A 24,277-nucleotide genomic window follows, 5' to 3' on the forward strand; every position below is an offset into this window, starting at 1 on the left:
TGAAATGAATAAAAAATTAATTGCTGTTACTAGTGTAGGGTGGGAAATACCTGGCTGGAATAATGAGAGTGTTTTAGATGCTTTAGATGACTCAGTGGTATACGGAGAATTTAAACCTCAAGATGTTCTGGGTAAAAAAGGGCTTCGATATAAAGATGAAGCAACTAAGTTGGCTTTATGTGCTGTGCATAAAGCACTTGATAGAGCAGGCATACTTGAACTTGAAAAGGAACAAAGAAAAGATATTGGTATTATTGTTAGTTCTAACTTGGGTAATATGGATACCGTTTGCCAAGAGTCTGAAATTATTCATCAAGAACATGTTGATAAAACAAGCCCAATGAATTTGCCCGTTGCTTCTAGCAATGTAATACCTTCAAGTATTGCTATTCGTTATGGATTTAAAGCGGTAAACCTAATGCTATGTAATGGTGCAACTTCAGGCGTTGATGCGATTAACATGGCTATACAAATGATTCGCTCAGGTAGAGCAGAAAAAATGGTTGTTGTTGGTGTTGAACCTTGTAATGAAATTACGGAACAAATGATGACGGAGTGTAACCCTGATAACCCTAATTGTTCTCCTGCTAATTTAGGTGAGCTGGCATCATGTCTTATTCTAGAAGCCTATGATGAGAATTCATCGGCTAAAGTTTATGGTTTGCTTGGAGACTATGAATATTTTTCAGAGCCAAAACTATTCTCGTCTAACTATGTAGAGCCCGATGTCTGGTTTGTGCCTGCTCAAACATCTAGCAGAAGTAAAAATTTTATTAACTCGGTTAAGAAGGAACAATTCAATAATTCTGCACTAGTCGATGCTTCTAAAAATACCGGTGAGTTATATGGTGCTTTAGGTGTTTATCAGGTGCTTCAGGCATTATTTTATTTAAAGCGTGAAAATAAACAAACAGCGTTAGTTAGTAATGGACTAACCTATGGCGATGGCTTGTCTTCGATAGAAGTTAAAGTTCAATAGAGATTAGTATTTAATTATTTTTATAATCATAAAGTTAACATAATAGGGCAAATAAAATGAACAAACTATTAGATAAGGAAGTAATTGATAGCAAAGTTTTTGAACAGTTGTTATCAACAGATAATGTAAAATCATTTCAAATGTATCCTCGATTTGAAGGGTGTAATATTAATACCTATATAGGCTTTAAGCATGTGATGTATCTTGCTGAAGAAGCCGTTATTCAGTTTTATCGAGAACATGGCATTATTCCTAGAAAACTTTATGAAGATAATGGAATTTGCTTTGATTTGGTTGATCATAATATTCGAATTCTTCACGGGCTAAAAATGGATGATTTAGTTGATATTGAAGTACAACCAAAGAAAACAAAAAATAAGGAAATGGTTTTTGCTTTCAGAATGTATGTTGATCGCGATGGTAAGAAAATTAAAGCTTCTACCGGAAATATAGCGGTTATGTTTAAACAGCACGATGGTGTTACTGATTTTGAACAGGTTCCAGATTCTGTGCAGCCATTTGTTGTTTCTAAATTAGATCGAACTGGACAGTTTAAAGCACCAAGAACACCAGATTTTGACCCTTCTGAAGGGCGTGGTGAAAATCAACCAGATGATTCTTTAATCACACAAGTTTATAAACCTGAAGACAATGTTTTTGTATGGAAGTGGCACATTCCTTATATATACTGTCATTATACTAAATTTATGCAAATGTCTGGTTACGTTCGTATTATGGAAGAAGTTGCAGACTTGTTCTGGGCCGATCGCGGTATTTCTATTTATACTTATTTAGATACTCGTCAGTGGATACCGGTGGTTCCATCGGCAAAAATTACTATGCTGCAAGATGCAATTATGGAAGAAACTATTTATACCGTTTTCCGCATGGATTATATTTTCCGAGACTCTACTTACACACATATTATGGATTGCTATGTAAAACGTGATGGAAATTTAGTGCATGTGGCTACGGGTGAAATTACTCATGGTTATGCTAAAAATGTTAGCCGAAAGGAGTGGAAATTAGTTTCGTTTGATGAAATTACTTTAAATGCGTTAAATAACAAATGAAAAAGTGTCGGTTCTATTTTCACTTTAGAAGCCCCTATTCGTGGATAGGGGCACGTTGGCTAGAGAAACTTACTTCGCTTAATGTGGAGTATGTTCCTTTTTGGGAATTAGATGACTTATCTCGTGATTTAATTACTAAAAATGGGGGAGAGCATTCTTATACCCCAATGTCTAAAGCAAAGCATTTATATATTTTACAAGATATTAAACGTATCACTTCAAAATTAAATTTAAAATTAAAGTGGCCGCCATCTCCTGATAATCAGCATTGGGAAATTCCTCATTTAGCTTATCTTTACGCAAGAAAAGAAGGTAAAGGCAAAGAATTTTTCAACAAGATACATGAAGCACGTTGGGAAAAAGGTGAAGATATTTGTAATAGAGATGTTATAGCAAAAATTGCTGAAGCGTGTCACCTAGATATAGAGGCGACTAAAAATGCATTTGAGAATGAAGATATCAGGCAAGATTCAGTTGTTGAAATGATGAAAGCTTATGAAGATGGTGTATTTGGAATTCCCTTTTTTGTTCATGGGTATAATAAGTTTTGGGGAATCGATCGTTTTGAATTATTTGTGAAATCCATTCAAGGAGAGCTACCTGAAATTACTAGTACTGCAGATTCTTTTTTGCCATACTACGAAACCGATCATCCTGGTGGGTGTGGTTAAAGTTTTTTACTAGGAGTTTTTGAGATGACAATGTGGTTGGTGTTCGGACTGCTGGTATTACCTTGGATACTATGCATTTTATTTGGCTTTTTTTTAGCCTATAAGCTTTATCACCCTTATACTAAACCAAGGCGTAAAACTGCTAAGAACGAATTAAATCTCAAAAGTTATAAAATACCTTCTAGTTCAAATGTGGAGTTGGATAGCATATTTTTGGAAGCCAAAGGTGCAAAACACTTGGTTTTGATTACCCATGAAATAGGTTCTTTTAAAGAAAGTAAATTAAAAATAGCTCAACGTTTAATATCTGAAGGTTTTAGTGTTCTGCTTTTTGATTTGAGAAATCATGGAGGCAGTAGTCGAGATCGTTCACTCTGGCCAATGAGTGAACGTTTTACTGATGATATTGAATCTGCTCTTGAATTTGCGAGAAAAGAGTTTTCTCAAGTAGAGACTTTTAGTTTGTATAGTTTTTCTTTTTCGACTTTTCCTACGCTTTATATTATCAATCGAGATATGAAACAACCTTGTAATATTATTTTAGATAGTGGTCCTAGTCATCAGGTGGAAGGTTTGTATGGTAAATTTTTAGATGCCTTGGGTAAAGAACTTGGAATGCTTCCTGGTTTTTTTAAATATAAAGCTTTCTATCCGGTTGTGAAATTCTGTTTTCAATTTTTTGGCTTGCGTATGCTAGCCACAACTTGGCCGCCTGATTTTTCGAAGATTAAGAGTAAAGTTTTATTTATCACTAATGATAGCGATCCTATTTTTCCTGAAAGCGATATTTTAAAAGTAGCGGAGAGTATTGAAGATAAGCAAGTTATTTTGTATGAAAACTCATCACACTTACAAGCATATCGGGTCGATCCTGATCATTATGAAAATGGTTTAATTCAGTTTTTGAATCAGCAAACGGTAAAAACTTAATGGAATTAGTAGTAAAAAATGGTCAACTGTATTATGAGTCTTATGGTCAGGGAGATTGCATCATTTTTTTAAATGGTTTCGCTTCAGGAATTAGTAATTGGTATCCGATTATTCGAGATTTAAAGCGGCAATATCACTGTGTTTTATTTGATTATGTTGGGACTGGAGAGAGTATTAATGAACCTGACTATGAATTTAGCTTAGATTCTTATGCTGCTGATTTAAATGCTTTAATGGAAATGATTGGGGTAGAAAGCGCACATATTGTTGGTTATTCAATGGGAGGCTGGAATGCTCAATATTTTTCACAAATCTATCCTGAAAAAGTAAAAAGTCTTACGTTAATTAATTCGAGCTCAAAAATATTTGAGCGCCAAAACTGGATTATTTCTCATTTTATAACTGTATTACGAGACTCAGAAATAAACGTGTTTAGTCAACTAATGTTTATCAGTTATTATTCCCCAGAGTTTTTTGAAAAAAATGCAGAGTATCTCGAAAGGCTTAAAAAACTGGCTGTGTTAACTTTTGAAAAGCAAGACAATGCTAACTGGGAGAAAGTTTTGCAGAGCTGTTTACCTTTTAATGCTGAAGAACACCTTAAAACTTTAGCTACCCCAACATTGGTCATCTCTGGTGAACATGATGTTTTATGTCCAAGGTTAACAGCACAACGCTTTAAAGAACTAATAGCTAATTTACAATGGGAAGAATATGCTTCTGTTGGTCATGCAATACCTATGGAATGCAGTAAGCAACTGAGAATATCGCTTAACGATTTTTTAGAGAAGCTTTAAGCGTTTTGCACATATAGCTAAATCACTATCAATTGTCACAATAAAAGCCGTTATTTTTGCCGCTCTTTTCGTTGTCAGCGGCTATGCACTGCGCCAGACGCCTTAATAGTGACAAAAATCCCTGACTTTTCTCTATGCCAATTGATAGTGATTTAGCTATATTATTTAATCATTTCTTTATTATCACCTGTTGAAATTTATGTCAGCATCAATGAAACGAATTGTTTGCGCTTACAGGCTAAAACTCGGTTCAAACTATTATCTATATTATTAAATATTTATATAAAGAATAGTGGTTTTGATCTAAAAAACAGATTCTGTTTATCGGTATTTCCCGCCTACATTGCAAAATTGTATTGATTTGGATCAACTTTAAGTCAAAAGTAATCGGTAGCATATAAAACCATTATTGTTAATCAGGAGATGCTGAGTGCCGTTTTACATTGAAAGAGGAAAAATTCCTCATAAAAGACATATTAAGTTTGAAAAAGAAAATGGGGAGTTGTATCGAGAAGAGTTATTCTCAACCCATGGTTTTTCTAATATTTATTCCAATAAATATCATCATAATATGCCGTGTAAAGTTGTTGAAGTTAAACCTCATAATATTTTTCATGGTGAAGAGTGGAAAGATTCCTTATTACAAAATTATAAAGTACATACATCAAAATGTAGTAGTGAAGGTAACTTTTTTGAATCTAGAAAAATGCACCTATTTAATAATGATGTAGCGCTTTATACTGCTAATGTCACTCAAGATACCGATCAGTTTTATCGAAATGCTTATGCCGACGAGGTGGTGTTTGTGCACCAAGGTTGTGGCGAGTTAACTTCAGAATATGGCAATGTTAAGTTTGAAGAGTTTGACTACTTAGTTATTCCTAAAGGTACAACCTATCAGCTAAAGTTTGAAAATTACGATGATAATAAGTTGTTTATTATTGAGTCAGCATCTATGGTTACCATTCCTGCTCATTTCAGGATTCCTACTGGTCAGCTATCTGAATCTGCACCTTATTGTGAAAGAGATATAAGGAGACCGGAATTACAAGAAGCAAAAGTTGAAAAAGGTGAGTTTGAATTATTTATTAAATATGGCTGCCGATATCAGGTTTCTGTACTCGAATGGCATCCCTATGATCTTGTTGGTTGGGATGGTGCTTGTTATCCGTGGGCAATTAATTTAAAAGAGTATGCTCCTAAAGTGGGTAAAATTCATTTGCCACCATCCGATCACCTGATGTTTACCGCTAACAATTTTGTTGTCTGCAATTTTGTACCCAGACTTTATGATTTTCATCCCGAAGCTATTCCTGCGCCTTATTATCATACCAATATCGATAGTGATGAAGTGCTTTATTATGTTCATGGAAATTTCATGAGCCGTACTGATATTGAAGAAGGTTCTATTACATTACACCCTAAAGGTATTCCTCATGGTCCTCAACCGGGTAGAACAGAAGATTCTATTGGTGTTGCTGATACGTTTGAATATGCTGTTATGGTGGATACATTTGCACCATTAAAACTTACTGATAACTTCAGAAGTTGTATGGTGAATGATTACAACCAAAGCTGGTTAGAAAAATAATAAAGGGGAATTAATCATGAGTGTAGAAAATAATCCATTAGGTTTAACTGGAATTGAATTTACTGAGTTTGCATCGCCAGATAATGACTTTATGAATGATGTGTTTTTAGAGTTTGGTTTTTCTAAATTAAAAAAACACAAAGATAAAAATATTACTTATTACAGACAAAATGATATTCATTTTTTACTTAATGGAGAGAAAGAAGGTTTTACTGCTGAGTTTGTTAAAAGTCATGGTCCAGCAATTTCATCGATGGGATGGCGTGTAAAAGATGCTAGTCGTGCTTTTGAAGTTGCATTAGAGCGTGGTGCAAAAGCAGCTGATAACGCTACTAAAGATCTTCCATATCCGGCTATTTATGGTATCGGTGATAGCTTGATTTATTTTATTGATAAATATGAAGAAGGGGATTCTATTTGGGATAATGACTTCAACTCACTTGAGCAGCCGGTGGTAGTTGAAGACAAAGGTTTTCTAAGAATTGATCATTTAACGAATAATGTTTTTAAAGGTACTATGGAAAAGTGGGCTGCTTTTTATAAAGATGTGTTTGGTTTTACTGAAGTGAGATATTTTGATATTAAAGGTGCAAAAACGGCATTGCTTTCATACGCGCTAAAGAGTCCTTGTGGGACTTTTTGTATTCCGATTAACCAGGGAAAAGATGATAACAATAATCAAATTGACGAGTATCTTGATATTTATAACGGGCCCGGTGTTCAGCATTTAGCATTTTTGACTAAAGACTTAGTGAAATCTTGTGATGCGTTAGATCCGGCTAAAATAGATACGTTAGATATTGGTGATGATTATTATGAAAGTATATTTGAACGAGTGCCTTTTGTTAAAGAAGATAAACAGCGCATTAAAGACCATCAGATATTAGTGGATAGTCAAGCTGACAATACCTACTTATTGCAGATCTTTACTAAAAATTTATTTGGCCCAATCTTTATAGAGTTAATTCAGAGAGAAGGCGATAACGGATTTGGCGAAGGTAATTTTCAGGCATTGTTTGATTCGATAGAAAGAGATCAAGAGAAGAGAGGGGTGATTTAAACTAGAGAATGAACCATCCCAAGGCTTATTAAAATAACTGTTTTCAGTCTTTCTTATTTTGAATGAAATTACATGTTTTGTAATTTCATTCTTTCAACCCCTGTTCTCAAGAGCCTTGATACTCTATTTAATTGTAGTAGCTCAGACTTGATCTGACAGTTACCCGTTTTTCCAACGGTATCTGTCAGTTTAGATTTGAGCTAAATTCTTTTCAGCCCAAATCAATTTACCATCAAGTAAAGTTTCTTTTGGCGTTCTGCCACAGCACATTTTTCCTTGATGAGTTCGGTCATTGTTATAGTATTCCATCCAAACGTCCAGATCTTTTTGCAAATCTTCCATCGATGAGTACAGCTTTTTCCTAAAGGTGATCTGGTAAAACTGATTCAATATCGTCTTGTGAAAGCGCTCGCAGATCCCGTTCGTTTGTGGTGACATCGCTTTCGTTTTGGTATGGTCAATATCATTGATCGCCAAGTAAAGCTGATAATCATGATGCTCTACGCGACCACAGTACTCAGTTCCACGGTCAGTTAAAATGCGCAACATTGGCAATTCATTTTGATTAAAGTAGGGTAATACTTTGTCATTTAATATATCTGCGGCGGTGATTGGCGTTTTGGTTGTGTAGAGCTTTGCAAAAGCAACTTTGCTGTAGGTGTCAATAAAGGTCTGCTGATAAATTCGGCCAACGCCTTTGAGGTTACCCACATAAAACGTATCCTGAGAGCCTAAGTAGCCTGGGTGAGCGGTTTCTATCTCACCACAAGCTTCGTCATCATGTTTCTTCTTTTCAAGCGCAGCAACTTGCGCATCGCTTAAAATGATACCGTCATTAGCGACCTTTTCCTCAAGTGCTTTAAGACGCTTTTTGAAGTTTTCCAGATCATGACGAAGCCAAATTGAACGAACGCCGCTGCCAGAAACAAAGACACCTTGTTTACGCAGCTCATTGCTTGTTCTATGTTGACCAAAGGCTGGTTGTTCAATGGCATAGGCAACAACGGCTTGTTCTGTCGCCTCATCAACTCTATTTTTAGGATTGGCCTTACGTCTGGTCTTTTCGATTAAGGCGTCAATTCCACCTTCTTCAACTAACTCTTGATAACGATAAAATGTATCTCGAGATACGCCCATCACTTTACAGGCTCTTGAAACATTATTGAGTTCTTCGGCTAAGTTTAATAAACCTGCCTTGTGTTTAATAATTGGATTGTTAGTATGTAGCATGAGAGTTACCTTTTGTTTTGATTTAAAGATTCGACACCTTTATCAAAACGGGTAACTCTCTTCTAGTCAAGCTGAAGTGTCAGATGAAGTCGGAACTAATACAATTTAATATTACTAGTGTAAGTCGTTGCTACCTATATTGTTTGTAATTAATCAGTTTTGTTATCTTAATCTATTGATATTTAAGAGGAATAATATAGGAGCTTGTATTTGATTACTGTAAATCTTATTGAATCCAAGAGTTGACTTAGTGATGAAGTTAGGTAAGTATTTGATAATAATAAAAAGTTGGAATGCCATTGAATGGGCGTTTGAGATTTAATGAGTTCAATATACTGTTATGTGAAATTGTATGGAAAGAATCACTTTTAAAATGTTCACAAAAGGAAGTACAGAGTGGGTTTCGAATGGAGCCCAAATTACTTCTGAAGAAAATTTGTCAAAAATTGAACGTGTTCTCGAAAGCATTGGCTCTATCATTGTTGAGCATTGGCATTTTTACGGCAGTCGTGCGCCTGATAGAGAGATATTCGATGATTACGAAGACTTTATTGAATACTTAAATGAAAATGCAGTTGCTGGAGATGCTGTACACATTTGGAGTATGCATGAAGTCTGTACTGATGGTAATGAATTAATATATGGTAAATGCCCTAATGATGAAGGGTTAACTCCTAAAGGTGGAGCGTATTGAAAACACATAACAAAACGCGGTTATTGATGTCTTTCCGCTCCGCTTAAATACACGAAAACGCTTGGCGTTAACTTTATGAGACGAACATGAAAGAATTCAAGGACTTTACTAAGTGTGTTGGCGCTATGGCTAGAGTATTAGATTTGAATGTTCCTCATGAAAACAAAATAAGAGGCTTACACGAGTATTTAGTAGTACTTAAAAATGAAGAAGGCGGTAAAAATATACTAGCAGTTCTTGGTACAGGGTTAATAACTGAGTTTGAGCTAAGACGTTTCTTTATGGAACACATGGCAACGTTCGTATTGGAGTCTAACTCTGTATATAGTACTTCGAAAAACATATTCGAAAATGAAGAGCTGAAAGAATGCTTTGATAAATGCATATTTGGAAGGTCTGCTATACCTTAGGATTATGACTTAAACCCTCCAGGCGTTGAAGAGTTAACAAGAAATTGAAAAACGACGCACAACTACGGGCCTTAATTGAGTGTTAAGACAACAACGGTGTGATATGAATCTAAAATCCAAGTCGTTCCTATTGAGCAAGATGTTTTTCTTAATTGCTTTTGCAATTGGTTCATTCTCTCTTTTGGCGGAGAGTATCGTTCCAAATAAAGTAAACTATTTGGACTTAGCGAAAGGGCTACCAATGGAGTTTAAATTTACTCGAAATTCTGAAGTATTGGATGGTACTATTTTACGAGAGAGTTTAACTTTTAAGTCGGTTAAACCTGCATATGTAGATAATGGCGGTGACAAATGGTATCAGCGATTTTACTTTAGAGAACAAACTTATGTTACAGAAAATATAGCGAAAAAAGCTTTTGCAGAAAAAATCTATAAGTTTACTAAAGGAAAACATATCGCGACGAAGTGTCCTTATTACAGCGTGAGAGAAAAGGAGAAAATCTACTCTATATCTGCAACTTGTAATTTTAGATGGAAAATAGGTAGATTAGTGAGGAATTTGAAGAACTCATTTATTAACAATGATAATGGACTATCTGTTGCTATATGGTGTAAATCTGGCGGTTCCTGTAAAGTTGAGAATAGTGTCAACAATATAAGGCAGTAGATGAATCACTGTTTGAGGTATTAATAACGTTAAATAAGGAAACTATGAAATACATTTGAGCCTTAGTTATTATTTTTATGAGTTTTACAGTTAAGGCGACTAGCATTATAATGATTGGAGTCCTTGAACTCAAACTATTTAGACCTCGTAGCCAACGAAAAGTATAATAATGCATTGGGGCCTTTAAAATTTAGTTTAATTGATCTTTGCGATGTTCTATATTGTTTTTACTTTAGTCGAGATGGAAAAGCACCGTCAGCATGGATTATGTCTAAGCTGCCACCAAACATGAAAGATAAAGATATATTAAATAGACAGTTTGCAAAGTATCTCATATTGGTTGTTAGTAAGAAGTCGATTGTTTACACAAAAAATGCACAACATAATTAATAGTTAGTTAAAGGGTGAAAATGCGAGACCTTGTCTACTTTATAATCCTCCTAAATTTCATACTGTTTTTCGGTTTGGCTCATGCATCGGATGAACGTTCGATTTTTAGATTGTCTACATTGGAGCACGCAAAGGTTGTACGTAGTTGGCTTGTGCAACAAGACTATCAAGATGGAATATCCATCGAAGAGGCGAAGCTTGTTGGTGAAATGTATTGGCGAAATCATCGGCATGAGTCTAGATTCTTCGCTGGAGCGTTAGGAGAGCCGGAAGAGCAAGGAGAAAATTGGTTTATTCCATATCACCATGGTTTGGCCGCTGAACGTTCTGAACATGGAGTACTTATAAATAAAATAACGGGATCATGTAGCCATCCAAAACTTAAAAGTGATTTAGCTAGCTTGCTTTTAGAAAAAGAAATTGAGAAACTTGACCAGTTTATTACTAGCAAGTTATTGAAGAATGATGAAAAAAGGTAGCGAATTCTAATTAGATTTTAGATACAAAAGGAATTTAATTTCATGTCAAACTTCAAAAATTATTCCTTGCAAGAACTCTACGATAGTTTGAAAACGATTGATAAGGATAAATGGCCCGATAGAGTTAAAGAAATAAAGGAAATAATTTTGGAAAAAGAAAGAAAGCTAAATCTATAAAGCCTTCTATAGAAATGCATATGGTTTCTACTGCAAACTATATTCCCGCCTATTCCATAGAGAAAAATTTTGGTGTCGTAAAGTCAATTCAGGTTCGTTCTAGATCAATTGTTGGAAACTTTTTTGGAAGCATTCAGATGATGTTTGGAGGAGATATTTCAATTTATGCCGAACTATGCGAAAGAACCAGGCAGGATGCGTTTGATGATGTTTGCCTTAAAGCATCTAATCTTGGGGCAAATGCAGTTATAAGTCTTCTATATGAAACCAATGAAATTATGGACGGTCTTACGGAAGTATTGTGTTATGGTACAGCGGTACATGCAAAACCTGAAGAAAATGATTGACTGGGACTGAAAAAAGAAGCCCACAAGATATTAAGGTACATCATATGAAGCAAATTATATTTGTTGCTCTAATACTAATTACTGGAAAGTTAGCGCAGGGAGAATCTCTGGCTGAAGGAATGAATCTCGATTTTAAAGTTGAGCACTGTAATAGCAAAGTTGATAAATCTTATATTGATTATGAATATGATGAAAAAGCTGATCGAGTTAAAGTCGTTATATTTACCAAAGTTAATGGTGCTTATGATATTTTTTCTCCTAAAATTGGTGGGACTGTAAATAGGATAACTCTAACTGTAGAGGCCAAAAACGATGATGGTGGAGTGACTTTATGTGAGTGCGGAACTCGATTTGAATTTGTTTTCGATAAAAAGTGGGATTTTGATAAAATATATTATGTTCAAAATGATCGAGTAATGTTAGAGAAAAAACTATAGTTTTACTTATTTTGTATCAGCAATTGATACAATGAGAAAGCACTTTGACCGAGGCAGATAATGCTATATTAACAACAAGGGAGAAAAAATAAATGGGGTGGGCAATCCACTATATAGAGAAACTAAAAAATAATGAGATTGTTTCCTTTAGACCAAGGGGAAATTCTATGAAAGGTAAAATAGAATCAGGACAATTATGTACTGTTGAACCAGTTGAGGAAGCAAAACTTAAAAAAGGAGACATTGTGCTTTGCAAGGTCAATGGAGCCGAGTATCTTCATTTAATTAAAGCAATTCAAGGTAATCGATATCAAATAGGAAACAACATCGGACGAATTAATGGTTGGATTAGCTTTAACTCAATATACGGAAAGCTAGTGGATATTGAGCCATAATATTTAACTGGTTAAAAAATCAGGTTTCTTATTGTATGAGGATAAACGAAAATAATTTAGCTTTTATTCAGTTTATATTTCCTCAATTTTAGTGCGATTGTATTATGTGAAACATTCAACCTCTCTGCGAGCAGTCTGGTTGAAGGGTAGGTGTTCATCATTTGTGATAGCAAGTTACGCTCATAATCGGCAACAGCTTGTTTTAAATTGGTCACTTCTATTGTGGATTCATTTTTCGTGTTTTTTTGGGTAGAAGTATTAAACAACAAATCATTTGCACTTAATAAGTTATTGTTAGATATGGCAACAGAGCGGAAAATCAAATTTTGTAGCTGGCGAATATTTCCGGGCCAATGGTGAGCCTCTAAACGAGTAATTGCTTCGTTGCTAATACGGCTGTTTTTTCGGTTAACCTGAATACCTGCTAATTTTACAAAATGTTCAGCAAGTAATTTAATGTCGCCTTTTCGCTCTCTTAATGGTGGTAACATTAAACTCAACACATTTAATCGATAGTAAAGATCTTCACGGAACTGGTTGGTTTTAAATAAGGTGTTTAATTTTCGATGCGTCGCACTAATAATTCTAACATCAACCGTTCTTTCTTTATTACTCCCCAATCTTCTAAAAGTATAATCTTGTAAAAAACGTAATAACTTTGCTTGAAGATAAGGTGACATTTCTCCTATTTCATCAAGAAATAAAGTGCCTCCATTAGCTAACTCAAACAGGCCGGGTTTACCACTTTTCAATGCACCAGAAAAAGCGCCTGAGGAATAACCAAATAATTCACTTTCTAATAAATTTTCGGGTAATGCAGCACAGTTAATTGCCAGAAAAGGATTGTGTTGACGAGAGCTATTTTCATGAATTGATTTAGCTAGAATTTCTTTACCGGTTCCAGTTTCTCCTGTTATTAAAATAGGAAGCTCTAACTCTGAAAAACGATTGGCGCGGCTGATTATATCTTTCATTTCACTTGATTCTGCAATAATTGTACTGCCTTGAAAGCGGCTTTGCTGAATTGAGGAGATAGTAAGCCCTAACCTCTCTGGTCGTTTTAGAGTTATTACAGCACCTTTGACCAGGCTTTGCGTTTTATTTTGGGTAATGATTGGTGTTATTTCTGCAAAGTAGTTAGTGTCCATACAAGTTAACTCTAATGAAGAATGATTAGGTTGCAACAGCCTATCTAAAGGTTCAGAAAAAAACTTTGTAATTGGTTGTTGGTAAATTGCTTCTTCTGTTAAGCCTAATGTTTCAATCGCTGAATTATTAATTTTTAAAATATTGCCAGAATCATCAATATCAAATAATGGATCAGGCAAATTGGATAATAATGCATCTAAATGGAGCCGTTTGGCTTCACTAGGTAAAAACTCGATATCTATAATTTTTTTGATGCCAGGAATCTGTAATATTTTTTGTTTAATGGTTATGCTATCTTTATTAACTTCATGGCTGTGGTACTGCACAAAAGTGTGGTGTGTTTCCATTTCTAAACCGATAAGATCAATGTTCAAAGTCGCAAAAACACTTAAGATTTCGTAAGTTATCCCTAAACGGTTTTCAGATTGTATATCAATCGTCTGATGATTTGTCATAAATTTATTACGCGTAATATATGTATTACATATATTAACGAATACTCTATCTGTTCTTCAAGCCTTTATTTTTAAGGGAATCAATCTGTTACTGATTATTTGTTGTAATAAAAATATTACATTGGATTGCTTGGTATTAATTTTTGTTTTTCTAACTTATTGATAAATAAGGAAAAATAAAGTTGGCCTAAATTTTGCTTAAATAGTCTCAATACCAATCAATGAGGCAAAACTTTGTGACGGATAATTTTATGAAAGTAAATCATGTAAGAGGTGATAAGCGTAGCAAAAGTGCTCTGGCTGGAAATCCTTCTTGGTCAGGTGATCTCAAAAGAACACGTAATGCTGGCCCCGGTTTAGATTATAAAAGTTTTGATGGAACCGGGTTTTCAACTAAAGCGGTTCATGCCGGTACAACAGATGATGAAAAAACAGGGGCTGTTGGCACACCCATTTATCAAACCTCGACTTTTTTATTAGATAACGATCAGTATGATTCAATCGAACAAGGTCATGCTAGAGATCGTTTTATTTATAGTCGTTATGGAAACCCAAACCAATGGGCTGTACAACAAAAAATAGCGGCGTTAGAAAATGCTGAATCGGCACTGGTTTTCAGTTCTGGTATGGCGGCGATTACTGCGGCGGTTATGGCTTTGGTTGATAAAGGTGGGCACGTCGTTGCGTCAAACGAACTTTATGGTGGAACACACAGTTTATTTAATCATGATTTTCCTAACTGGGGTATGTCAACAACTTATGTTGATCCTAGTGATTTTGATGCAATCGAGGCCGCAATTCAACCAAATACTCAGGTGCTTTATTTTGAAGCATTAACTAACCCTCTATTAAAGTTAGCTGATTTAGAAAAGTTAGTTGCCATTGCAAAAAAACATCATTTAAGAACGATTATTGATGCAACCTTTGTGACCCCAATTGCATGTCGTCCACTTGACTGGGGAGTTGATTTAGTTGTGCACTCAGCTTCTAAATATTTAAATGGCCATAGCGATTTAATTGCTGGTGTTGTTGTTGGAAGTCGAAAGTTAGTTGATATGGTGTGGCCGAAGTTACTTAACTTTGGCGGTAATCTTGATCCACATGCAAGTTACCTGTTAGAGCGAGGTTTAAAAACATTAAGCATTCGAATGAGAGCCCATGAAGAGTCAGCTTATGCTTTAGCAAAATATCTTGATAACCACAAACAGGTTAAAAATGTCATCTATCCAAAATTACCATCTTACCCTGATGCCGAGTTAGCTCTCAAACAATTAAAGCTGGGTGGGGGAATGATCTCTTTTGTTGTTGAGGGTGGTGACCAAGCTGCTTTACAACTACTTAAACATTTGAAGTATGTGAAGTCAGCGACCAGTTTAGGTGGCGTTGAGTCTTTAGTCAGTTTGCCATTCAATTCTTCACAAGCTTCGTTTACTAATAAACAAAGAGAAGACATGGGAATTTTTCCTGGGTGTGTTCGCCTCTCAGTAGGTATTGAAGATCCACAAGATTTAATTAATGACTTTGAACAAGCATTAGCAAAATTAGCAGAATAAACAGGAGCATAAAATGCGTAATAATATTTCAGTTTCAGCTTTAAGTGAATTTGTTAACGAAGTAAAAGAAAAGCCGGAAGAAGGAGTAAGCAGCTTTGGGGTTGAACTTAACTGGCAAAGTGGTACTCGTTTTGTGGTTAACACGCTGCCAATGGAAGTTGGTCCGCATAAGGTGAGTCGTGATTTTTCTTGGGTTATTGATGAGCCTAGGCAATTGTTAGGTACTAATCATGCTCCAAATCCTAGTGAATATTTACTGTCTGCTTTGGGGGCTTGTATTTCTGTTGGTTTTACTGTTGGAGCATCATTGATGGAAATTCAACTGGAATCGCTTAAAGTTTCTGTTAAAGGACAAATTGATCTTGCTGGTTTTTTAGGTGCACGCGAAGGTGCTCCAATTGCGTTTGAAAAAATTGAATATGAAATTGAAGTGATTGGTGATGGTACACCTGAACAATTTGAAATACTTCGTGAAAAAGCGGTCAGCCATAGCCCAAATGCAATGACTATTCAGAACGGCGTGGATATTCAGGGGAGTTTAAAAATTGGAGAATCGTAAACTAAAGACAAGGGTCAAAAATCAGCAAGCCCAGAAAAAAGCTTTAAATTTAGAAGTGCTACTTGAGTTAGAAAAAAAAGTACTTTGGTTAGCTAGTTGGATGATTCATAACGCTAATCATATAAGGCCGTCGAGAGATGGGGTGAAAGTTGGTGGACACCAAGCGTCATCTGCCTCTCTTGTAACGATTATGACAGCGCTTTATTTTCACCTATTAAAAGCCGAAGATAAAGTTGCTGTTAAGCCTCATGCTTCTCCAGTGTTTCATGCAATTCAATATTTACTGGGAAATCAATCGTTAGAGCAACTAGAAAATTTTCGTTCATTTGGTGGGGCGCAATCTTATCCTTCTATAACTAAAGATAAAGATGATGTTGATTTTTCAACTGGATCTGTTGGTTTAGGTGTTGCTGCGACTTTATTTTCTGCGATTGCTCAAGACTATTTGTTTGATCATGGTTTAGTCGATGCATCTTTAAAAAAAGGGAAGATGATTGCTTTATTAGGTGATGCTGAGCTTGATGAAGGAAATATTTATGAAGCTTTGTTAGAAGGTTGGAAAAAAGATGTTAAAAATACTTGGTGGATTGTTGACTATAATCGACAAAGTTTAGATGGCGTCATTAGTGATGAACTTTTTCAGCGTATTCAAGATTTTTTTGATAGTGTGGGATGGAACGTTGTTACTTTAAAATATGGTAAAAAAATGCAAAAAGCATTTGCTGGTCCTGCTGGTAGTGCACTTAAAAAATGGATCGATACCTGTCCTAATCAACTTTATTCGGCACTAACCTTTAAAGGTGGTGATGCTTGGAGAGCACGTTTAGAAAAAGATCTTAAAGGAACTAAAGGTTTAGCACAGTTCTTAAAAAATTATGATGATGTTGAGCTGCAAGCATTGATGACAAATCTAGGCGGCCATGATCTAGAGTATGTGATCGAAGAGTTTGAAAAAATCACCGATGAAACGCCCGTTTGTTTTATTGCTTATACCGTTAAAGGTTGGGGGTTGCCTTTAGCTGGACATAAAGATAATCACTCTGGACAAATGACTGCACCACAAATTCAACAGTTTAAAGAGCAGTTGAATATTGCGGAAGGTGATGAGTGGGATAAGTTTTCTGGCATGTCGATTAACGCTAAAGAAATGATGTCATTTTTTTCTAGTGTTGAGTTTTTACAAAGAAAAAAATACGATGCTATAGGTGATGTTTATACTTTTAGTGACTTAAAAGTACCTGCGGGTAATCAAGTTTCTACGCAAGTTGTTTTCGGAAAGTTAATGCAAGAACTTTCAAATCGCCAAGAGGAAATTGCTAGTCGCATTGTTACTACTTCGCCAGATGTTGCTTCTTCAACTAACTTAAGTGCCTGGTTGAATAAGCGTGGTGTTTATCATACGAATGCTAAACAAGATACTTTTCGAGATGAAAATGTCCCTTCACCTATTAAGTGGATTCAGTCTCCAGTTGGTCAACATATTGAACTGGGTATTGCTGAAAGTAATTTATTTACTATTTTGAGTTCGTTAGGTTTAACTGCAAAGCATTTTGGTAGTAAATTAATTCCTATCGGAACGCTATATGATCCTTTTATATGCCGTGGGTTAGATGCGTTAAATTATGCCTGTTATCAAGATGCTCGATTTATTTTAGCGGCAACACCTTCAGGTATTGCATTAGCACCTGAAGGAGGCGCTCACCAATCTTTTAACACGCCAATGATAGCAATGGCTCAAGATAAATTAACTTATTTTGAGCCAGCATTTGCTGATGAATTAACGGTATTAATGAATTGGTCGTTAGATTATGTACAGCAACCACAAGGCAATTCAATTTACTTTCGTTTATCGACTCGAACCATTGAACAGCCACAAAGAAATATGGATGCAGAATTAAAAGCGGGCATCATCGAAGGAGGATATTGGCTCAAAAAACCAGCAGAAAATACAACTATTGTTATTGCTTATACAGGTGTGGTTGCCCCTGAAGCAATAATCGCTTGGGAAGAGCTGATTCAAGATATTCCTGGGGCTGGTTTGCTGGCTGTTACTTCTGCCGATCGACTTTATAACGAGTGGCAAAATAAAGTGAGAGATTTTTCTTCTGTGCCATCAAGTGTTGAAAATCTATTAGCTCCTCTATCACCTAATGCCACGATAGTGAGTGTGTGTGATAGTCATCCTGCAACTTTATCTTGGTTGGGAAGTGTTTATGGCCATCGTGCACAGAGTTTAGGAGTGACTCAGTTTGGTCAGTCTGGCGATATTCCAGATTTATTTAAGCACTATCAGATTGATGCAGAGGCAATTCTTAATGCTTGTGCCAGAGCTTATATGAAATAATTTGTGGAGATAGAAAATATGTCTAATGAAATCTTAATGCCAGAATTATCTCCGACTATGACTGCGGGAATGATTTCTCGCTGGAATGTAGCTATAGGGGATAGTATTAATATTGGTGATATTGTTGCTGAAATTGAAACAGATAAAGTCACTGTTGAATATGAGTCGACAGTTGCTGGGGTAATAAAAGAACTTTTAGTGACGGAAGGTACAGGAGATATTCCGGTCGGTAGTGTGATTGCTACTTTAGCTGCGGGAGGTGAGTTGGTCGAAAAAATTCAGGTTACACCTGAGCTTAAAGTTGTTGGTAGCGATACTGTTAATGAAACCACTGTGCAGGTCAATGAGTCGGTTAGTGTGGCTGTGGCTAATGCAGCTATTACTGCGTTAGCAAAGGAAGAACCGACAGAAAGATTGGTTAGAGAGATCCAATCTGATACCAAAATTTCTCCAATTGCTAGGCGTATGGCTTACCAATCGGGGGTTGATGTTTCTAAAATTAATGGTTCCGGTGAGCGAGGGCAAATTACTAAAGACGATATTCGTAAAGCTTTAGGAATTAATGAACCGATTATACCTGTAATGTCTGAGAACCATGTTGATTACCAATTTGAAGTAGTACGTGAATTGCTTCCTTCATTTGAAGAAGTGTCGCTTTCTGGTATGCGTAAAACAGTTGCTGATCGCTTATCTAAATCAAGTCAGTACATTCCACATTTTTATATGTCTGTTGATTGTGTTTTGGACCCATTACTGGCTTTACGCAAAGACATTAATGAACGTAACGGTAATGAAAAAAAATTAACAGTTAATGACTTTATTGTGAAGGCGGTAGCCTTGGCATTAAAACAAGTTCCTGATGCAAATGTAATGTGGGATAACGACAAAATTTTACAGTTTTCTGATGTTGATATTTCAATCGCAGTAGCAATTGATGGTGGTTTGATTACGCCCGTTGTTAAATCTTGCTTGAAAAAAGGTTTAAGAGAAATTAGTCAAAACTGTTCTGATTTAGTTGAAAAAGCAAAAGCGGGTACTCTAAAGCCGAATGAATTTCAGGGAGGAACTTTTACAATATCGAATTTAGGAATGTTTGGAATTCGAGAGTTCACTTCAATTATTAATCCGCCCCAATCAGGAATTTTGTCAGTCGGAGCTGCTGAACAAAAGCCTGTTATTGAGTCGGGGGAGATTAGTATTAAACAGTTGATGACAATTACTTTAGCAATGGATCATCGCTGTGTTGATGGTGTTACTGGTGCTAGGTTAGTTAACCGTATAAAACATATTTTAGAAAATCCTTTAGAGCTAATGCTGTAAGTATAGTGTTTAGATTTTTTATCATTCATTTTATTAAGGAGCCGTCTTATGACAACTTCAAATAGCGCTGGTGCACAATTTAGAGAAGCTATCGCTCTTGGAAATCCATTACAATTGGTTGGAACAATCAATGCTTTTACCGCACATATGGCTAAACAAGCGGGGCATAAAGCAATTTATTTATCGGGTGGCGGTGTGGCTGCTAATTCACTCGGCATGCCTGATTTAGGTATTAGTACTATTGACGATGTACTGACCGATGTTCGTCGCATTACTGATGTTTGTGATTTACCTTTGATGGTTGATGCTGATACTGGATTTGGTGGCGCTTTTAATATTGCTCGAACCATTCGTTCGTTAATTAAGTTTGGTGCGGCAGGTTGTCACATTGAAGATCAAGTTGCTGCAAAGCGTTGTGGGCATCGTCCTGGTAAAGAAATTGTTTCGATCCAGGAAATGGTCGACAGAATTAAAATTGCGGTTGATTCTCGAGTTGATGAAAGTTTTGTCATTATGGCCAGAACGGATGCGCTTGCAGTAGAAGGCATTCAATCTGCAATTGATCGTGCTAATGCTTGTTTAGAAGCGGGCGCTGATATGATTTTTCCTGAAGCGGTTAATCAACTGGAACAATACTCAAAACTTAAAGCTAATATTGATGCGCCGATATTAGCGAATATTACTGAGTTTGGACAGACACCATTATTTTCCAGTTCTGAGTTATCAGAAGTCGGAGTCGATATTGTGCTTTATTGTTGTGGTGCTTATCGAGCAATGAATAAAGGAGCAGAAACATTTTATAAAGCTTTAATTAGTGATGGGCATCAACGCGGTGTTGTTGACATTATGCAAACGCGTGAGGAGCTATATAGCTATTTGAACTATCACCAATACGAACAGAAACTTGATCAATTATTTGCTGACAATAAGGAAAAGTAACAATGACAGAAACTTCCAATTTACCAAAACCTAAAAAATCCGTTGCCCTTTCAGGTATTGCTGCCGGTAATACTGCACTCTGTACGGTAGGCCGTTCTGGTAATGATTTAGCTTATTGTGGCTATGATATTTTAGATTTTGCTGAAACGGCAGAATTTGAAGAAATTGCACACTTATTGATTCATGAGCGTTTGCCAACCCAAGCTGAATTAATTAATTATAAACGTAAATTAAAATCTTTGCGTGGCTTACCTGATGTTGTGAAAACTGTACTTGAAGCGATTCCTGCTTCAGCTCATCCAATGGATGTTTTAAGAACAGGGTGTTCTGTTTTAGGAACTGTGTTACCAGAAAAAGAAGCGCAAGCTCAGGCTGATGCGAAAGACATTTCCGATCGTCTATTAGCATCACTTGGTTCGATGTTATTGTATTGGTATCACTTTAGTCACAATGGTAAACGTATTGATGTTGAAACTGATGATAACTCTATTGGTGCCCACTTTTTAAATTTATTACACGGGGAAAAACCAAGTGAGTTATGGGAACGTGCAATGCACACTTCTTTAATTCTTTATGCTGAACATGAGTTTAATGCATCAACTTTTACTGGTCGAGTAATCGCTGGAACAGGAGCGGATATTTACTCTTCAATTAGTGGCGCGATAGGGGCATTACGAGGACCAAAACATGGTGGTGCAAATGAAGTCGCATTAGAAATTCAAAAACGTTATGCCACACCAGATGATGCAGAAGCCGATATAAAAGCTCGTATTGCAAGAAAAGAAATTGTTATTGGTTTTGGACATCCTGTCTACACGGTATCAGACCCAAGAAATGAAGTCATTAAAAAAGTAGCGCGTTCCTTGTCTGATTCTCAAGGCGATATGAATCTTTTTAATATTGCCGAGAGATTAGAATCTGTTATGTGGAATGAAAAGAAAATGTTTCCTAACCTAGATTGGTTCTCGGCGGTTTCTTATAACCAAATGGGTATTCCGACAGCAATGTTTACGCCTATTTTTGTTATGTCTCGAGTGACCGGTTGGGCTGCACATATTATGGAACAACGAAATGATGGAAAAATTATTCGTCCTAGTGCTAATTACATAGGTCCGGAAAATAAAGAGTGGGTTTCAATCGAGAGTCGTTAATTCTGTTAACAAGTTTATTTTTTATATCTATTGCTTTATGAAAAAGTGATGGGTTATTTGAGAAAAGTTGGAGTAGTAAATGAGTGCAAATGTAGAGTCAAATATTAAGCCTGATTATGATCAACCGATTAAAGATATTGCGGCTTATGTTACCGATTATGTGGTTGAAAATGATCATGTCTATGACACCGCACGTTATTGTTTAATGGATACATTAGGATGTGGTTTGCTTGCTTTAAGGTATCCTGAGTGTACTAAGCACTTAGGGCCAATTGTACCAGGAACTAGTGTTCCTCATGGTGCAAGAGTACCTGGTACGCAATTTGAAATGGATCCTGTTAAGGCGGCTTTTGATATTGGCTGCATTATTCGGTGGTTAGATTTTAATGATACATGGCTAGCGGCTGAGTGGGGACATCCTTCAGATAATATGGGGGGAATTTTAGCTATGGCTGATTATTTATCTCGCCAAGCTGTTGCCGAGGGGAAAGCGCCGTTAAACATGAAAGATGTGTTAACAGCAATGATTAAAGCACATGAGATCCAAGGGGTAATGGCTCTGGAAAATAGTTTTAATCGGGTTGGTTTGGATCATGTTGTGTTAGTTAAGCTAGCATCAACGGCGGTCATTGCGCACATGCTTGGTGGCGATCGAGAAATGATCATGGATGCCGTTTCTCAGGCTTTAGTTGATGGGCAAAGTTTACGTACTTATCGCCACACGCCTAATGCAGGTTCTAGAAAGTCGTGGGCTGCTGGTGATGCAACCAGTCGAGCAGTACGTTTAGCTTTAATCACACAAACGGGTGAAATGGGGTATCCCGGCGTACTAACGGCTAAAAACTGGGGATTTTATGATGTTTTGTTTGGCGGTAAGGCGTTTAAGTTTCAGCGTCCTTATGGTGAATATGTCATGGACAACATTCTTTTTAAAATTTCATTTCCTGCCGAATTCCATGCCCAAACAGCTGTTGAATGTGCAATGAAGTTACATAGTCAGGTTGTTAATCGTCTTGATGATATAGAACGGGTCGAATTAACAACCCATGAGTCTGCAATTAGAATTATTAGTAAGAAAGGTGAGTTACATAATCCAGCTGATCGTGATCACTGCTTACAATATATGGTGGCTATAGGGTTGATATTTGGCCAGCTAGAAGCGGATCATTATGAGGCTGATGTTGCTGCTGATCCAAGAATTGATGTGTTGAGAGAAAAGATGGTTGTGGAAGAAGATAAGCGCTACACCGAAGAGTATCTCGATACTGAAAAACGTAGTATTGCCAATGCGATGCAAATTTTCTTTAAAGATGGTAGCTCTACTGACAAAGTTGAAGTTGAATACCCTATCGGACACAAATTTCGACGAGATGAAGGTATTCCTGTGTTACAAGCTAAATTTGAGCGTAATGTGAAAACACGTTTTCCAAGTAAGCATGCCGAACAAATTATTAGAGTATGTAATAATAAAGACGGTTTTGAGTCTCTACCGGTGAATGAGTTTATGAGTTTATTAGCAATTTAAGTAAATATTTTATTGGTTTATTGGTTTATTGGTTATCTAAGGATGGATATGCTACTTACTAGAACTAGTAGTCTAGTAACTTTTGGCCACTCGATTGAGTGGCTTTTTTTTATTTTTTAATATGCTTCTCATTAAACTTTTAACTGTCTATTCAGCCTATATTCAGACTTGGGTTGCTACTATTGACTATCTACAGTACATTAGGCTCTAGATGTTAAAAACGATATACTGTTAAAATTAGTTTTTAATAGTTGGTATTTTATTTGTTTGGAGAAAACTATGCGTTTCATTAGTTTGAAGTCACAATTTGTATTGTTAGCCTTATTAATGGTATCTGCATGTGCTATAAAACCACGAGTGACCAGCGATTATGATACGGCCTTTAATTTTAATCAGCTAACAACTTATGCATGGATAGAAGCTAAATCTGATGATAAAAAAGTAATAACCTTAGAAAGTAAGCGTCAATTAAATGCAATAGAGACTATATTGAATCGTAAAGGGTTCAATAAAGTCTCGGCTACTGAAAAGCCTACTTTTTTATTGAAAACTCATACCGTGACGGATAAAAAAGTTGATGTTGATCGCTTTTATAGTACATGGGGTTATCGACCATTTTTTTACGACAGTTTTCACCCTCATTTTTACGGGTGGCCACATAGTTCAACGACTGTTGTGACTGAAAGAAAGATAGGAACTTTAGTGTTAGATATTGTTGACCCGGTCAAAGAGCAAGTTATTTGGCGAGGAACGGTTTCTAGTACATTAGATATCTATAAAAATAAGTCACCTGAAGAACGTACAACAGCGGCTTTAGCTAATGCTCAAGCAATGTTATCAAGTTTCCCTCCTGGAGCCGTTATCCAAGAATAGCGTTTGTCTGAATAAGATTTATTCCTATTAAAAGTAGTTATCATAGCTAAGATCAATATCTTAGCTATTAAATTACTGCTAT

Annotated in this window: 24 protein-coding genes; 22 read left to right on the forward strand and 2 right to left on the reverse strand. The window is 36.1% G+C overall.

Annotated features, from left to right (window positions below; translation table 11 throughout):
* The first annotated feature begins 4 nt into the window (after positions 1-4).
* The 7 genes from ACT5E3_RS08905 (at position 5) to hppD (ending at position 7,101) form a co-directional block, all read left to right on the forward strand.
* Positions 5-979 (forward strand): beta-ketoacyl synthase N-terminal-like domain-containing protein, encoded by a 975-nt coding sequence (locus ACT5E3_RS08905; RefSeq protein WP_444997957.1) that lies wholly within the window; start codon positions 5-7, stop codon positions 977-979.
* A 56-nt stretch (positions 980-1,035) separates the two neighbouring features.
* Complete coding sequence (locus ACT5E3_RS08910) at positions 1,036-2,052, forward strand: thioesterase family protein (protein WP_444997958.1); 1,017 nt, start codon at positions 1,036-1,038, stop codon at positions 2,050-2,052.
* Complete coding sequence (locus ACT5E3_RS08915; RefSeq protein ID WP_444997959.1) at positions 2,049-2,723, forward strand: 2-hydroxychromene-2-carboxylate isomerase; 675 nt, start codon at positions 2,049-2,051, stop codon at positions 2,721-2,723. Before ACT5E3_RS08910 ends, ACT5E3_RS08915 begins: the two co-directional genes overlap by 4 nt.
* A 24-nt stretch (positions 2,724-2,747) precedes the next feature.
* On the forward strand, positions 2,748-3,653 hold the full coding sequence (locus ACT5E3_RS08920; RefSeq protein WP_444997960.1) for an alpha/beta hydrolase: 906 nt from the start codon (positions 2,748-2,750) through the stop codon (positions 3,651-3,653).
* The gene (locus ACT5E3_RS08925) at positions 3,653-4,450 is read left to right on the forward strand and encodes an alpha/beta fold hydrolase (protein ID WP_444997961.1); all 798 of its coding nucleotides are present in this window, start codon (positions 3,653-3,655) and stop codon (positions 4,448-4,450) included. The genes ACT5E3_RS08920 and ACT5E3_RS08925 overlap by 1 nt, the downstream gene beginning before the upstream one ends.
* A 430-nt stretch (positions 4,451-4,880) precedes the next feature.
* The gene (locus ACT5E3_RS08930) at positions 4,881-6,041 is read left to right on the forward strand and encodes a homogentisate 1,2-dioxygenase (RefSeq protein ID WP_444997962.1); all 1,161 of its coding nucleotides are present in this window, start codon (positions 4,881-4,883) and stop codon (positions 6,039-6,041) included.
* Positions 6,042-6,057: 16 nt separating this feature from the next.
* A complete protein-coding gene (gene hppD / locus ACT5E3_RS08935; RefSeq protein WP_444997963.1) occupies positions 6,058-7,101 on the forward strand; it encodes a 4-hydroxyphenylpyruvate dioxygenase in 1,044 nt (347 codons plus the stop codon).
* 189 nt (positions 7,102-7,290) lie between these two features.
* Here hppD and ACT5E3_RS08940 read toward each other — a convergent pair whose 3' ends face one another.
* Positions 7,291-8,331: an IS481 family transposase gene (locus ACT5E3_RS08940; RefSeq protein WP_444997964.1), complete on the reverse strand. Its 1,041-nt coding sequence runs from the start codon at positions 8,329-8,331 to the stop codon at positions 7,291-7,293.
* A gap of 352 nt (positions 8,332-8,683) precedes the next feature.
* Here ACT5E3_RS08940 and ACT5E3_RS08945 point away from each other — a divergent pair, with 352 nt between their 5' ends.
* The 7 genes from ACT5E3_RS08945 (at position 8,684) to ACT5E3_RS08975 (ending at position 12,327) form a co-directional block, all read left to right on the forward strand.
* The gene (locus ACT5E3_RS08945; RefSeq protein ID WP_444997965.1) at positions 8,684-9,025 is read left to right on the forward strand and encodes a hypothetical protein; all 342 of its coding nucleotides are present in this window, start codon (positions 8,684-8,686) and stop codon (positions 9,023-9,025) included.
* A gap of 86 nt (positions 9,026-9,111) precedes the next feature.
* Entirely contained in the window at positions 9,112-9,435 is a 324-nt protein-coding gene (locus tag ACT5E3_RS08950) for a hypothetical protein (RefSeq protein ID WP_444997966.1), read from the forward strand.
* A 241-nt stretch (positions 9,436-9,676) separates the two neighbouring features.
* The gene (locus ACT5E3_RS08955) at positions 9,677-10,102 is read left to right on the forward strand and encodes a hypothetical protein (RefSeq protein WP_444997967.1); all 426 of its coding nucleotides are present in this window, start codon (positions 9,677-9,679) and stop codon (positions 10,100-10,102) included.
* A gap of 509 nt (positions 10,103-10,611) precedes the next feature.
* Positions 10,612-10,971, forward strand: a complete 360-nt coding sequence (locus tag ACT5E3_RS08960; RefSeq protein ID WP_444997968.1) for a hypothetical protein — start codon at positions 10,612-10,614, stop codon at positions 10,969-10,971.
* Between the two features lie 197 nt (positions 10,972-11,168).
* Positions 11,169-11,495 carry a YbjQ family protein gene (locus ACT5E3_RS08965; RefSeq protein WP_444997969.1) on the forward strand — a complete coding sequence of 109 codons (327 nt, stop codon included), beginning with the start codon at positions 11,169-11,171 and terminating at the stop codon, positions 11,493-11,495.
* 44 nt (positions 11,496-11,539) lie between these two features.
* Positions 11,540-11,932 (forward strand): hypothetical protein, encoded by a 393-nt coding sequence (locus ACT5E3_RS08970; protein ID WP_444997970.1) that lies wholly within the window; start codon positions 11,540-11,542, stop codon positions 11,930-11,932.
* 167 nt (positions 11,933-12,099) lie between these two features.
* Entirely contained in the window at positions 12,100-12,327 is a 228-nt protein-coding gene (locus tag ACT5E3_RS08975) for a hypothetical protein (RefSeq protein WP_444997971.1), read from the forward strand.
* Positions 12,328-12,383: 56 nt separating this feature from the next.
* On the opposite strand, the gene ACT5E3_RS08980 is transcribed toward ACT5E3_RS08975, so the two are convergent.
* Positions 12,384-13,931 (reverse strand): sigma 54-interacting transcriptional regulator, encoded by a 1,548-nt coding sequence (locus tag ACT5E3_RS08980; protein WP_444997972.1) that lies wholly within the window; start codon positions 13,929-13,931, stop codon positions 12,384-12,386.
* Positions 13,932-14,182: 251 nt separating this feature from the next.
* Between ACT5E3_RS08980 and ACT5E3_RS08985 the strand changes: the two genes are divergently transcribed.
* The 8 genes from ACT5E3_RS08985 to ACT5E3_RS09020 all read left to right on the forward strand — a co-directional run bounded on the left by ACT5E3_RS08985 (position 14,183) and on the right by ACT5E3_RS09020 (position 24,195).
* Positions 14,183-15,484, forward strand: a complete 1,302-nt coding sequence (locus tag ACT5E3_RS08985) for a trans-sulfuration enzyme family protein (RefSeq protein WP_444997973.1) — start codon at positions 14,183-14,185, stop codon at positions 15,482-15,484.
* Positions 15,485-15,497: 13 nt separating this feature from the next.
* Positions 15,498-16,043 carry an OsmC family protein gene (locus ACT5E3_RS08990; protein ID WP_444997974.1) on the forward strand — a complete coding sequence of 182 codons (546 nt, stop codon included), beginning with the start codon at positions 15,498-15,500 and terminating at the stop codon, positions 16,041-16,043.
* Positions 16,030-18,387, forward strand: a complete 2,358-nt coding sequence (locus ACT5E3_RS08995; protein WP_444997975.1) for a hypothetical protein — start codon at positions 16,030-16,032, stop codon at positions 18,385-18,387. Before ACT5E3_RS08990 ends, ACT5E3_RS08995 begins: the two co-directional genes overlap by 14 nt.
* An 18-nt stretch (positions 18,388-18,405) precedes the next feature.
* A complete protein-coding gene (locus ACT5E3_RS09000) occupies positions 18,406-19,707 on the forward strand; it encodes a pyruvate dehydrogenase complex dihydrolipoamide acetyltransferase (protein WP_444997976.1) in 1,302 nt (433 codons plus the stop codon).
* Between the two features lie 48 nt (positions 19,708-19,755).
* Positions 19,756-20,646 (forward strand): methylisocitrate lyase, encoded by an 891-nt coding sequence (prpB, locus tag ACT5E3_RS09005; RefSeq protein ID WP_444997977.1) that lies wholly within the window; start codon positions 19,756-19,758, stop codon positions 20,644-20,646.
* A gap of 2 nt (positions 20,647-20,648) precedes the next feature.
* On the forward strand, positions 20,649-21,797 hold the full coding sequence (gene prpC, locus ACT5E3_RS09010) for a bifunctional 2-methylcitrate synthase/citrate synthase (protein WP_444997978.1): 1,149 nt from the start codon (positions 20,649-20,651) through the stop codon (positions 21,795-21,797).
* Positions 21,798-21,876: 79 nt separating this feature from the next.
* Positions 21,877-23,322: a bifunctional 2-methylcitrate dehydratase/aconitate hydratase gene (locus ACT5E3_RS09015; RefSeq protein ID WP_444997979.1), complete on the forward strand. Its 1,446-nt coding sequence runs from the start codon at positions 21,877-21,879 to the stop codon at positions 23,320-23,322.
* Positions 23,323-23,601: 279 nt separating this feature from the next.
* Entirely contained in the window at positions 23,602-24,195 is a 594-nt protein-coding gene (locus ACT5E3_RS09020; RefSeq protein WP_444997980.1) for a DUF4136 domain-containing protein, read from the forward strand.
* The last annotated feature ends 82 nt before the right edge of the window (positions 24,196-24,277 follow it).

The sequence above is a fragment of the Aliikangiella litoralis genome, from assembly GCF_052495765.1.